This is a genomic window from Flavobacterium sp. AG291, from assembly GCF_003350375.1.
Classification (GTDB): domain Bacteria; phylum Bacteroidota; class Bacteroidia; order Flavobacteriales; family Flavobacteriaceae; genus Flavobacterium; species Flavobacterium suzhouense.
This window is the reverse complement of record NZ_QQAR01000003.1, coordinates 246,198-259,905: the sequence shown is the minus strand read 5'-3', so window position 1 is coordinate 259,905 and position 13,708 is coordinate 246,198. Positions and strand designations below refer to the sequence as shown.

Genomic DNA, 13,708 nt, shown 5'->3' with positions numbered 1-13,708 from the left:
GAATAATTTTTTAACAAATGTAGGACAATAATTTTATAAAAATGTGAATAATACTCTAAAGGTTTATTACTAATTTTTCTTTAGAGCTTCCTCAATTTTTATTCTCTTTCCGTCCTTAAAAGGAACTATAAATGCCGACGTATACCCTTTAGCCTTAGCTTCAGCTAATAGTGTTTTCGCCTCATTATAACTTGTAGTCTCGCCATAGTAATATTTAATTACTGATGAAGAAGCATCTTTCGATAAATTTTTAAGCCCGTTAAAGTTAGACGGAATTAGCTCAAGTGTTTTTCCACTCGCAGCAATTTGTACCTTAAATATAGGTTCGTTTGAAGATTCTGCAGCTACCGGAGTATTCTTAACCGGCTTATCTTCAGTCTTAGGTTTAGGCTCATTTTTTTCAGGTTTTTCAGCAGGTTCTTTGTAGTTATTATCCGCTACACTTCCACCAAAGTATTCTCGCTTGTAACTAATAATAGCCTTAGCGATAGCCTCGGCAAGTTCATCCTGTCCCGCATCAGAATTCAGATACTCACCCTCCGGCTTGTATGATAAAAACCCTAACTCAATAAGTATACTTGGCATTGCTGTTTTGTGAAGCACCCAAAACGGAGCCCTTTTTACTCCTCTCTTCTTTCTTTTAAGATCATCAGTAAAATTCTCTTCAATTCGGCTGGCGAGATCTATACTCTGATCCCTGTATGCTTCCTGCTGAATTGTAATACCTACAATAGATTCAGGAGAATCAGGATTAAAACCGGCATATTTTACTTTGTGATCTTTTTCAAGATTAATTACCTCATTCTCTTTTTTAGCAACCTCTAAGTTGGAAGCACTTTTTGTACTATCGAAAATGAATGTTTCTGTACCAAAAGCCACTTTTTTTGCTTCACCATTACAGTGAATCGACACAAACACATTGGCTTTTGCTTTATTGGCTATTTCCGGCCTTTCAGCAAGTTCGATAAAAACATCGGTTTTACGGGTAAAAACAACATCCACAGACTGGTCTTTTTCTAATATCTTACCCACTTTTAACGCTACGTTCAGCGCAATGTTCTTTTCGATAAAATCATGATATATAGCACCAAAATCCTTACCGCCGTGCCCCGGATCAAGAACTACCTTAAATTTAGAGCCGTTTTGTGCTAAAGCTAAGCTGCAAAAAGCAATAAATGTAAAAAAAGTAAGTTTTAATTTCGCGTCCCCTCTCATTGTCATATAGATATTATGCTAGTATTGTTATAATTATATTTAGTGGTTAATTTTGCTAAATTTATCGTAAGTTTGACACTTCAAAAATAAGCCACATTTTTACAAAAATAGTATTAAAAGCGTTGCGTACAAACTTATTTCATATCGTTTTATTATCAATTTTCCTAACAATAGGAAGCTTGAAACTATCAGCACAGGAAACCGGCACAAAAAGTATTCCGGTACCTGCTGAAAAACAGAAGACTACCCTTCCTCCTGCTAAAAAAGAGCTGGATACCGTAGTTCGAATTGATGAAGTTAAAGTTACTGTTAACGACACCAATAAAAAAAAGAAAAGCGGCCTTGATGCTATAATCAAACGATATGCCGAAGACTACGAAAAGGTAGACCAGGTAAAAAAAGAACTCGAACTTTATAACAAAGCTGAACTTCATTATAAAGATATTGAACTCAAATCGGGCAAAATTATTATGAAATATGATACCGATGAAATTTTTGCCGGAAGAATAAAAGACTCTTTGGGAAATTACAGCCAGTATCCTTATTTTAAACAGGGGAACAATATTGTTGAAGCTGACTCAATTCATTTTAACACTAAAACCAAAAAAGCCAGAATATGGAACTCCCGTTCCGATCAGGGCGAATTCAGGATAAAAGGAGAAATCACAAAAAGGGAAAACGATTCGGTTTACTATATTAAAGGTGCGCGATTTACCACTTCTAAAAACATAGAAGATCCAGAATACTACTTTTATACGAACAAGATCAAATTTGTTCCGGGCAAAAAAGTCGTTGTTGGTTTTACGAATATGTATATTGCAGACGTTCCTACACCACTGGCACTTCCGTTTGCTTTTTTTCCAATGAGCGACAAGGCAACATCAGGTCTTTTAATCCCAACATTTGGTAATAACAATAATCAGGGATATTTCCTTCAGAATGGTGGATATTACTTTGCACTCAGTGATTATTACGATTTAGCGGTTACAGGTGATTATTACACCAACGGCAGTTATGGCCTTCGTTTTCAGTCCAGTTATTCCAACAGGTACAAGTACAGCGGTAATGTATATATTCGTTATGAAAACATCATAAACGGAGAAAGAGGCCTACCTAATTACCAACGTGCTAAAAACTACAACATCCAGTGGTCGCACACCCAGGATGCAAAAGCAAACCCTAATTCAAGATTCGCAGCAAGTGTAAATTTAGGCTCGAGTAAGTATTACCAAAACTCCCTGAGTATGGACAATATAGGCTCACGACTAAACAACACCCTGAGTTCATCTGTCTCTTACTCCAAAACATTCCAAACTGTACCACAGGTCAATTTTGCCCTAATGGCTACACATAACCAGAACACCAACACTCAGGTAATCAATATGACATTACCTACGCTTCAGGCGAGCGTAGACAGGATATACCCTTTTGCTCCCGGAGACGGACCAAAGAAAGGAATCATTAAAAACATCAACATTCAGTATAATGTAAAAGGAGAAAACAGAATTGCAACTACCGATACGCTTTTCTTTAAAAAAGAAATGTTTGAAAATGCTAAACTGGGAATGCAACACAATATACCTATCAGTACCAACTTTAAGGTATTCAAGCATTTCAGTGTTTCCGCCAGCACTAACTACCAGGAAACATGGGTAGGAAACACCATCAGAAAAGAATATAATTCAGATATTAAAAAAGACACCATCATTAACCTTAAAGGTTTTGATTCATTCAGAACATACAACTTTGCTTCAAGCATAGGTACAACCATTTATGGTACCTACAGTTTTGGTGAAAATAAAAAAATACAGGCCATTCGCCATGTAATGCGTCCAAATATCTCTTACACCTACACTCCAAGTTTTGAGAAATATTATGACACTTATGATAGTGATGCGACAGGTAAGATGCAAAAAGAGTATTCAAGGTTTGAAAGCGGTATGTACAGCGCTCCTGGCAGGAACTACTCCAATCTTATAGGCATTGGTGTTAACAACACCATCGAAGCCAAGGTAAGAAATGATGACGAAAACGATCCTGATGCTGAACCTAAAAAAGTGATGCTGCTAAACAACCTTAGCTTTAATACAAGCTACGATATGGCAGCCGATTCATTAAAATGGGCACCTATGAGAGTCTCTACCGGAACCACTCTTTTAAAAGAGAAAATGAATATCAATGTTGCTGCTACCTTTGACCCCTATGCAATAAATAACGAAGGACGGAGAATTGACGTGTTCAACATTGATAACGGCGGTAGTCTTTTCAGAATGACAAGCGCCAACGTTACACTAAACTATGCGATTACCAGCGAGGATAATAAAGCGGGAAACAAAAACAAAGACAGCCAGACATCACGTAACGGAGGCCGCGAAGACGACCTTTTTGGGCGTGCCACAAATCTTAACGACAGTCGTACCAGTTTATTCGACGAAGATGAGGAAGATCTATCTAAAGAAGATGATAAAACCAAAGGAGGCTTTTTTAACGCAAAACTCCCTTGGGATCTAAGGATTGCCTACTCATTGACCTATCAGAACAATAACAGGGAAAACAAAATATCCGGTAATTCCATAATGCTATCTGGTAATTTTGATATCACCCCAAGATGGAAAATGGGATTCTCTTCCGGTTATGACTTCGTACAAAAAGGTGTAACCTTTACGCAGCTTCGCTTTGAAAGAGACCTTTTAAGCTGGAGAATGGACTTTAACTGGGTACCTACCGGAACAAATACCTATTGGGGCTTTTTCATAGGCATCAAGTCATCAGTACTTAGCGACATTAAGTGGGATAAACGCCAGTTACCAGACAGACAGTTACAGTAAAAACAATTCAATATATCATGAAAAAAATAATCTTTACCGATAAAGCTCCGGCCCCTATCGGTCCATACAGCCAGGCTGTAGTTGCAGGCAACATGCTTTATACTTCAGGGCAAATCGCACTTCACCCGGAAACAGGTGAACTTGTAACAGGTGATATCGAAACCGAAACAAAGCAGGTAATGGAAAACATGAAAGCGGTACTTGATGCTGCGGGTACAACATTTGAAAATGTAATCAAGACTACTATCTTCATCAGCAACATGGATGATTTCACGAAAATAAACGGTGTATACGGCGCTTATTTTAACGAAAAAACCGCTCCTGCAAGAGAAACGGTTCAGGTGGCAAAACTGCCTAAAAACGTTAATGTGGAAATTTCTATGATTGTTGCATTATAGCAATCAAAAATAACTCAGCTGAGGCAGGGTTTGTGGCGATAGGCACACTGTGCACATCACAAACCCTGATCAGCATATTAATATCTGCTTCATGAGCATGGCTTGATAATGGGTCTTTAAAAAAAAACACCATTTTAGTCTTTCCTTCTGCTACTCTTGCAGCAATCTGCGCATCACCTCCCAATGGTCCCGAAAGCATTTTCTTTACTTTAAAACCGGCCTTTTCAGCTTTACTTCCGGTTGTTCCAGTAGCTATAAGCTTAATATTCTCGCTTACAAGTATATCCTTATGCTTGTTCAGGAACTGAACCATCTCGGCTTTCATGCCGTCATGGGCGATAATAGCAATCTCCATTATATATTATTTATTTTGTTCGTGGTATTCAATAAGACCATCAATAGGCCTTCTTAATACGTTACCAAGTTTAAGTCCGTTTTTTGATAATACTTCGTTTAGTTCTGCTTTCAGATAAAAGGCTATAGAACCTATAAAGTGCACAGGCACTTCTTTAGCATCATCAAACTGAAGAATATAGTTATCTACAAATACCTGCATAGCATCTACAATAAGTGCTTTTATAAAAACATCATCTTTATGCTGTATAAGGAACTTTGCAAATGTAGCCAGATATGCATTTGGGTTTGGTTCTTTATAAAGGTTATGCTTAATTACATCCGGATCAAGGTTATATTCTGATTCGAATTGTTTTGCCAGGTTTGCCGGCATCTTATTAAAATAATAAGCACGTATAAGATCGCGTCCAAAACGGTTACCGCTACAGTCATCCATAGCAATATAACCTAGTGACTGAACTTTTTGAATAAGCTCTTCACCATCAAAATAACTACAGTTAGAACCTGTTCCAAGAATACATACGATAGCTTTTTCGTTTTTAGGATTTGTTGCATACGCAGCAGCATAAGTATCTTCTTTTACCGTGATGTCCGCATTAGGAAAAAACTCCTGAAAGATATCTTTCATAAAAACCTTCATTCTGTCAGTACCACAGCCGGCTCCATAAAAATAAAGAGCTGTTACTTCATTCCTGTTATTATAAATATCAAAACGGGCTTCTAGACGCTCTAAAGCCTCTTCCCTATTTATGACTTCAGGGCTAAGGCCAAGTGTTTGGGTGTTAAAAAGCTTATTCCCCTCTTCATCAAGTGCAATCCAATCTGCTTTTGTAGCACCACTGTCTACTAATAATTTCATTTCTTTTGGGTAAGTTTGAGTTAAGTTTTTGTCTTGTTTGTTTAGCAAACAACCCGTCAGTGTTATATTTGGGTTAATTTGACCATAAGTTGTTGCCTATAAAAAACAAAGCCCCGCTTTACTTAAAAAGCGGGACAAAGTTATAAAATATTATAGAGATGCAATATGCACCGCTAAATCGATAAGCTTGCTTGAATAGCCATACTCATTATCATACCAGGAAACAATCTTAAAGAAAGTAGAGTTAAGTCCTATACCGGCTTTAGCATCAATAATACTTGTTCTTGAGTCTGAAACGAAATCCTGAGAAACTACATCGTCTTCAGTAAATCCAAGGATACCTTTAAGGCTACCTTCAGACTCTCTCTTAAGAACAGCCATGATCTCTTCATAAGACGTTTCTTTAGCCACTTTTACTGTAAGATCAACTACCGATACGTCAACCGTAGGAACACGGAACGACATACCTGTAAGTTTTCCATTAAGAGCAGGAATTACTTTTCCTACTGCTTTTGCAGCCCCTGTTGATGATGGGATAATATTTACGCTTGCAGCACGTCCGCCTCTCCAGTCTTTTCTTGAAGGACCATCAGCAGTCATCTGTGTAGATGTTGTAGCGTGAACTGTAGTCATTAATCCTTCTACGATACCAAAGTTATCATTGATTACTTTAGCAAGCGGTGCAAGACAGTTAGTAGTACAAGATGCATTAGAAACCACATTGTCAGCAGCTGTAGCTGTTTCATGGTTAACTCCCATTACAAACATAGGAGCATCTGCTGATGGTGCAGAAATGATTACTTTTTTAGCACCACCTGTAATATGCTGCTGAGCTGTTTCAACTGTAGTAAATATACCTGTACACTCTGCAACTACATCAACACCAACCTCATCCCATTTAAGGGTTTTAGGATCTTTTTCAGCAGTTACCCTGATGTGTTTTCCGTTTACATAAAGCTGATTGTCTTTAACCTCAACAGTTCCTGCAAAACGTCCGTGTACTGAATCATATTTTAAAAGGTAGGCTAGGTGGTCTACATCAAGAAGGTCATTGATTGCAACTACTTCAACATTGTCCCTGTTGAAGGTTTCACGGAATACGATACGACCTATACGACCGAAACCGTTAATTCCTAATTTAACTTTTGTCATTTGTGAATAGATGTTTTTTGTTGTGAATAGTTTTTTGTTGTTGTGAATTATATAGATACGATGTCAGACACACGTATTAATTCTTTGTCAATTTGAGACTTGCCCTTTACAGCCTGCTCAAGCGGCGTAAGAGTAACCTCATCTTTAATAAGTCCTACCATGTAGTTAGACTGGCCTTCAAGCAATGTTTCTACCGCTTTAACACCAAGTCTGCTGGCAAGAACCCTGTCAAAACATGAAGGCGAACCTCCACGTTGCATATGGCCTAATATAGATACACGCACGTCATATTCAGGCATGTTCTCATCTACATATTCTTTAAGCTCAAATGCATTTTTACCAATCCTGTCCCCTTCAGCGATAACTACAATACTTGATGATTTACCTGAAGCTTTACTCTTACGTAACGAATCGATAAGTCTGTCAAGTCCCATATCCTCTTCAGGAATAAGTATCTCTTCAGCACCGGCACCTATACCTGCATTAAGAGCAATATGGCCGGCATCACGTCCCATAACCTCGATGAAGAAAAGACGGTTATGCGAACTCGCAGTATCCCTGATCTTATCGATAACTTCTACCACTGTATTAAGAGCAGTATCATAACCTAACGTATGGCTAGTACCATAAATATCATTATCGATAGTTCCCGGGATTCCTATTACAGGAAAATTGAATTCACTATTGAATAAAAGTGCTCCGGTAAAACTACCGTTACCACCTATTACAACAAGTGCATCAATTCCGTTATTCTTTAAGTTTTCGTGAGCTTTTTTACGGCCTTCCGGAGTCATAAACTCCATTGATCTTGCCGATTTAAGGATAGTTCCTCCTTTGTTGATTATATTATTAACACTACGGGCACCCATTTCTTTGAAGTCTCCTTCAATCATTCCCTGATAACCTCTGTAAATACCTGCACATTCTATATTATGAAAGGCACATGTACGAACCACAGCCCTGATGGCGGCATTCATTCCCGGAGAATCTCCTCCAGATGTTAGCACACCTATTTTTTTTATATTAACTGACATTTTTTAGTATTTGATTGTAAAATTAATAATTTTATATGGATAATTTATTTGAATTTACATTCCATTATTAAATCTGCAAGATTTCAAACGTTTTCGTTAATAAGTTTTTCTTAAATATCTCTTAAATAAACTTAAAAAGCAGGTGATTTCTCGTTGAAATACCTGCTTTTTTTTATAAAGTAAAATTTTATACCGTTAAAATTATCAATTATTCGGTTTCCGGAATCCTTTCGGGCTCTTTTTCATCGGTATTCTTTTTTTTCTTATTTCTGGTTTCCATAAATTTCAGATATTCAGGAGATAAATCGGAATCAGGAAGCTGATCGCTATTTACATTCTGATCTTTATCCTGTTCGCCCGCAAAAATCTTTCTCCATAGCTCCTGCAATGTATCAAAATCAAGCTCATAAGTAAGTCCGATACCCTGAGTATAGTTAATACCCTCTCCAAGGAAGTTTATATCGTTCTCACGATTAAATACCCTTCCTTTAAATGTATTGTCATCATTAAGCCTTATCTGCGCCTCAACGTTACCAACAATCTGCGATTCATTTACTCCCCCGATAGGTACCCCCACCTGACCGTTTACACTAATCCTGTCATTGATCTGTGATGAAAGCGTTAATCCAACCTGTGAGTTAGTCTCTACATACGGATTCTTTCCTCCATTGGTATAGTTAAAGCCTATCTTAAGTTTATCATCGGCTCCATCTTCAGAGAAAACATCAGTCAAAAGACTACTTGCGCGTTCAAATAAGTTTCCTGCTACTGCCGAACCGGCATCCATGCTGTTTGGGCTCACAAAACTTCCTGTAGAAAGTAATGACAAGGCCTGGTTTTGCCTTGCGGTCATATCACTTAGCTTATACTCCAAATCTGATTTAAGCACCGAACTAACACCCGGGAAATTGATTAAGAAATCAGGCTCCGGATTTGTAAGGTTACCGGTAAGTATAATTACAACCTCAACAGGAATATTCCTGTTGAAAGACGAAGACTCCAACAACACCGCAGGATTTGCACGGGTGGCGTATACCGCTTCAAGGTTCAGGCGGGCACGCATAGGATCTCCTTCCCAGTTGATGGTTCCCCCACGTTTAACGTCAAACTTCTTATCTAATACGCCGCCGTATTTAAAATTATAGGTTCCTTTACGTACAATATAGTCACCTGTCATATTAAACTTACCAAGTGTATTAATCTCCAACAGTAAACTACCATCACCTGTCGAGGTGAGACTGTGTCCCGTATTTTTATCAATAATAACTTCCAGTTTTGCCTCTGGAGTGATATCCAGATCAAATTTCATCTCCAGCCCCTTAAAGGTTTTAGTTTTATCTTCTACAACTATACCCTTTTTGCGGTTTTGCTCCTCCTTAGGACTGAGGAAATCAATAAATGCTGCGCTATTGCCTGTAGCTCCCGCATTATTTATTGGAATCTTGATATCTGTCCCTTCTTCCGATTTTGCATCAACTTTAATATATAGAGCATTTATAGGACCATCAATACTTGCTTTTCCTTTAATGAATGCTGTACCATAATATAAGGCATCGTCAGAATCCTGAGTATCCAACACCAGTATCCTTTGAGATTCTACACTGATGTCATCTAACTCCCAGTCTTTAAACATCTTATGCTTAATATCACCTCTCAGGATACCTTTAGTACCGTATTTAGTATCGGTAAGTTCGATATTTGCAAGAGATATTTTCTTCTCGGAAAGTGTTACCATCGCACCATCAGCAAAGTTGTAATCGGTATTTAGGTAACCTACATTAAGTCCTGCCTTTTTAAGGTAAAGTATTCCGTTTATCTCGGGATTTTTTACATTACCAACTATAGCAGCCCTACCCGATGCCTTACCTCTAATCTCTTTAAATACCGACTTAAGGAAAACCTGTAACGGACTTATATCAAAATCAACGAAATTAGCATCGAGCGACAACAGGGTTTGCTTGTCTACTATCTCAACAGCACCATGTACATTAAAGTTTTCGTCTCCGTTCCTGCTTATGTTAGAGTTGACATTAAACTTCCTGAACGATTTATCACCTGTTACCTGAAGCTTCATATCTCCTAGATCAAACTTATTAACTTTAAGTGTATCAATAGTAACCGATGCCGCAGGCTGGAATTCCTGTTTGTTTTGTTTCAGGCTAACCTCACCGTTAAGCCTCCCTCCAAAACTAAGGCTATCCAGCGAAGGGGTTATCTTATTAAGATCTACATCATTAAAAACAAGCTTAAGATCCTTATAGTCTTTCCCTTTCAGCATACCTTCCAGTTCAACTTTTTGGTCGTTATGAGATAGCGTCAATTTGTCTATGGTAAAATCAGTAAGCTTTTTATTGAAAACAATTTTATTCTGTTCAGTGTCATTTTCATTTATATACCATACATAATCCTTAACCCCAATCTCTGATTTTTTAAATCCAACAACTGATTTATTGTCCTTATCAATAGTGTGGTACAGGTTAAGGTTGAAATAATCTTTGGCTTTGCTTCCTCCCTTAAACTCAGAGCGCAGGTAAAGAGTATCGTTCTTGGTTACGTTAACCGCTTTAAAATCGGATATTTTATAATTCTTCATCCGTACCGTATCCATACTCACATAAGCATTATACAACGGATTTCTGTTGTTTACATCTATCTCTATTTTTTCAAACTGGTTATTAAAGGCCGTAATTATCGGAGAATCGAAAGACATTATAAATTCTCCTTTATCAGCATTAATACGTCCCTTCAGCACCGTATTATCACCTACTATTATATCAGGATTAATAACTTCAACAATCTTATTATAAATCGTGAAATTAAAATCCAGGTACTGCCCTTTCTTGACTTTATAAGGAGAATAATTAGTATAAAGGCTTCCTAAAGCATTTTCAACCAGTTTGGGTACTTCTTTAATATCATAAAGCCCCGAAACCCTTCCTTCAATAATATCTTTTGAATCAAGGGTAACTGTTCTCACATTATTCTCATCATAAGAAGCATCAACGGTAAAATCTTCAAAGAAATAGCTGTCCTTGCTATTTTGGTAGGAAAGATTGTTAACATGAAGCCTACCCGCAAGTGTGTTAAGGCTATTACCACTGGCATTAGCCACAACATTACCTTTAAAGATAGATAATGTGTCTTTTTTCATGAAGTTCAGCAAGTGAAGATCGGCATAGTCCACCTGCATATCAAAATCGTAATTGTTACGATTTTTACTCATATCTACCAAGCCGTCAAAAGACATCCTCAGGTTAGGATCATTACTATTTACAGTTCCATTAAAATACGGCCACTTAAATTTACCATCAATATCAATATCCCTGTAATTGTATTTATTGATAACAAACTGGGTAATATCGCCCTTAACAGCAGTATTTAATGATTGTTTATTGAATCCCTGACCATCTACATCCAAATGAAGTGTTGCCAGGCCAAACATTTTATTATCAATAACACCTCCTACATTAAAACCTTCAAGATCTATAGTCCCCAGGTAAGTGGCTATATCGGGCTTATTATAATCTTTAACCGAAACATTTGCTGTGGCCTCTCCAAGTTCCGACATAACATACATATTTGTCGAAAGATCTTTTTTAGTAAGAACAACATCACCTACCAAATCAATTCGTCCAAATTTTTCAAGAATAACAGGTAAGCTTTTACCCAGTATCCTCGGCATTATGTTTTTAAGGTTATTATAATTAGAAGAAACCCTGTCAAAATTACCATTCATGTAAAATCCGGGACCTTCCTTATCAAAAAGATGCCTGAAATTTACCGAACCGATAATTTCTGAATTATTTTTATCTAATAATTTAAGATCATGAAGTACAAAATTGTTTAATGGTCCCTTAAGTCTTGTTGAAAGATAAAATTTTTGATTCTTGCCAAACTCATTATAAAAATAATTCAGCTCATTGGAAGACACTGTAGCCCTGTCAATCAAAAAATCAAAATCGACACGATTGATAAAATCTTTCATGTCTTCTCTGGTATAAGTAAGCTTAACCGCCCCCTTTAGCGCTGACTCTGATGTAGCCAGTTCCAGGTCATCAAGTTTTATATTTGTTTTGGTATAGCTGAATTTTGCCTTAAGATTTTCAACAAAAAGCTTTCTGTGGTCAAGCAGTGATAGTTTTTTTATATCTGCAGACACATCGCTCCCTTTAATATAGAAATCGCCAAGTTCACCGTTAAGCTTTTTAAAATCAAGCACACGGGGTGTAACAGCATTTTCATTAGTCAGCCTGAACCTTCCGTTAGTCACATAAAGTTCATCTGTCCTCAGCCTGAATTTACCGCTACCCGGCTTACCATTATCAAAGGATTTTACAAATACATCAAGGTTTGATACCTTTTCACCTTTGTAGGTCTTCATGTGGAAGTTTAACCTGTCCGATCGGATAACACCAAATCGCAGCTTACTGTCCAGAACCCCTCTTACATTTAATATATTCGTCTGGATCCTGTTAGCTGAAACAAGTGTATCTTTGTGATGATCAAGAATAAGTACGCCTTTTAACTTAACGCCACCAAAAACAGAGATGGCAATCTTTTCGACACTTATGTTTGTACCAAAGTCTTTGTTTAGCTTATCGGTAGCATAATGACCGATAGCTGTTTGTACAAATGGCAAAGACAGCATGATACCCAACAGCAGTATAAATACGATAATCCCGATTATCGTTCTGATAAGTATTTTTTTAAATTTTTTGATACTGCTATTTGTTTTAAATTTGTACGCTGGCTACCATGGCTAATAAGCAACAAAAATAGAAATTTTTAACGTTGTTAAATTCGCTTTAAGCCTTTTTTATAATACCAAATTTTGTGCCTCAAATTATGCCGCAAAAACCTACATATATTTTATCGATAGAAAGCTCGTGTGACGACACGGCTGCTGCTGTTCTTGAAAACGCAAAAGTACTCTCTAATGTTGTTGCACGTCAGGCAATTCATGAGGAATACGGAGGTGTTGTTCCGGAGCTTGCCTCACGTGCCCACCAGCAAAATATTGTACCTGTAATTGATGTTGCCCTGAAAAAAGCTAACATTAGCCGCGATCAACTTAGTGCTGTAGCCTTTACACAAGGTCCCGGACTTATGGGGTCACTACTTGTAGGCACATCGTTTGCAAAATCTATGGCACTGGCACTTGACATTCCGCTTATTGCTGTAAACCATATGCAGGCGCATATACTGGCGCATTTTATTGATGAAGAAGGCTTTGATAAACCCGACTTCCCATTTTTGGCCATGACCATTAGCGGTGGGCATACACAAATTGTAAAGGTAAACAGCTTTTTCGACATGGAAGTCATTGGCGAAACTACCGATGATGCCGTAGGCGAAGCTTACGACAAAAGTGCTAAAATATTAGGACTCCCTTATCCTGGCGGGCCATTGGTTGACAAATATGCACAACAGGGTAATCCAAAAGCGTATGCATTTACAAAACCAAAAGTACCGGGACTCGATTTTAGTTTTAGCGGACTAAAAACCCAGATACTTTACTTTGTTCAAAAAAATGTAGCTGAAAATTCTGATTTCATAAAGGATAATATGAACGACATCTGTGCCTCAATCCAGTATACCATAATCAATATACTAATGGATAAGCTAAAACTGGCTGTTAATGAAACAGGTATAAAACAGGTTGCTATTGGCGGAGGGGTTTCGGCTAACAGTGGTATTCGTGCCACACTTAAGGAAGCCGAGAAAAAATACGGATGGAAAACCTTTATCCCTAAGTTTGAATACACTACCGACAATGCCGCAATGATAGGCATTGTGGGATATCATAAATACCTGGAACATCAGTTCAATGATGCTTCGGTCACCTCTAAAGCAAGAATTGAATTATAA

At 37.6% G+C, this 13,708-nt stretch carries 9 protein-coding genes; 3 read left to right on the top strand and 6 right to left on the bottom strand.

Features of this window, described 5'->3' with window-relative positions:
• Window positions 1–69: 69 nt before the first annotated feature.
• Window positions 70–1,221 (bottom strand): N-acetylmuramoyl-L-alanine amidase, encoded by a 1,152-nt coding sequence (locus tag DEU42_RS05245; protein WP_114757235.1) that lies wholly within the window; start codon window positions 1,219–1,221, stop codon window positions 70–72.
• 116 nt (window positions 1,222–1,337) lie between these two features.
• On the opposite strand from DEU42_RS05245, the gene DEU42_RS05240 reads away from it, so the two are divergent.
• Both DEU42_RS05240 and DEU42_RS05235 read left to right on the top strand, forming a co-directional pair.
• A complete protein-coding gene (locus DEU42_RS05240) occupies window positions 1,338–4,043 on the top strand; it encodes a putative LPS assembly protein LptD (RefSeq protein ID WP_114757234.1) in 2,706 nt (901 codons plus the stop codon).
• A gap of 17 nt (window positions 4,044–4,060) precedes the next feature.
• Window positions 4,061–4,441 (top strand): RidA family protein, encoded by a 381-nt coding sequence (locus DEU42_RS05235; RefSeq protein WP_114757233.1) that lies wholly within the window; start codon window positions 4,061–4,063, stop codon window positions 4,439–4,441.
• Here DEU42_RS05235 and DEU42_RS05230 read toward each other — a convergent pair.
• From DEU42_RS05230 to DEU42_RS05210, 5 genes are all read right to left on the bottom strand, one after another.
• Window positions 4,422–4,796 (bottom strand): methylglyoxal synthase, encoded by a 375-nt coding sequence (locus DEU42_RS05230; protein WP_114757232.1) that lies wholly within the window; start codon window positions 4,794–4,796, stop codon window positions 4,422–4,424. The genes DEU42_RS05235 and DEU42_RS05230 overlap by 20 nt on opposite strands.
• Before the next feature lie 6 nt (window positions 4,797–4,802).
• Window positions 4,803–5,654 carry an N-acetylglucosamine kinase gene (locus DEU42_RS05225; RefSeq protein WP_114757231.1) on the bottom strand — a complete coding sequence of 284 codons (852 nt, stop codon included), beginning with the start codon at window positions 5,652–5,654 and terminating at the stop codon, window positions 4,803–4,805.
• Window positions 5,655–5,804: 150 nt separating this feature from the next.
• Window positions 5,805–6,806, bottom strand: a complete 1,002-nt coding sequence (gene gap, locus DEU42_RS05220; protein WP_114757230.1) for a type I glyceraldehyde-3-phosphate dehydrogenase — start codon at window positions 6,804–6,806, stop codon at window positions 5,805–5,807.
• 47 nt (window positions 6,807–6,853) lie between these two features.
• Complete coding sequence (gene pfkA, locus DEU42_RS05215; RefSeq protein WP_114757229.1) at window positions 6,854–7,840, bottom strand: 6-phosphofructokinase; 987 nt, start codon at window positions 7,838–7,840, stop codon at window positions 6,854–6,856.
• A gap of 208 nt (window positions 7,841–8,048) precedes the next feature.
• The gene (locus tag DEU42_RS05210) at window positions 8,049–12,488 is read right to left on the bottom strand and encodes a translocation/assembly module TamB domain-containing protein (RefSeq protein ID WP_233506621.1); all 4,440 of its coding nucleotides are present in this window, start codon (window positions 12,486–12,488) and stop codon (window positions 8,049–8,051) included.
• A 197-nt stretch (window positions 12,489–12,685) separates the two neighbouring features.
• Here DEU42_RS05210 and tsaD point away from each other — a divergent pair, with 197 nt between their 5' ends.
• The gene (gene tsaD, locus DEU42_RS05205) at window positions 12,686–13,708 is read left to right on the top strand and encodes a tRNA (adenosine(37)-N6)-threonylcarbamoyltransferase complex transferase subunit TsaD (RefSeq protein WP_114757227.1); all 1,023 of its coding nucleotides are present in this window, start codon (window positions 12,686–12,688) and stop codon (window positions 13,706–13,708) included.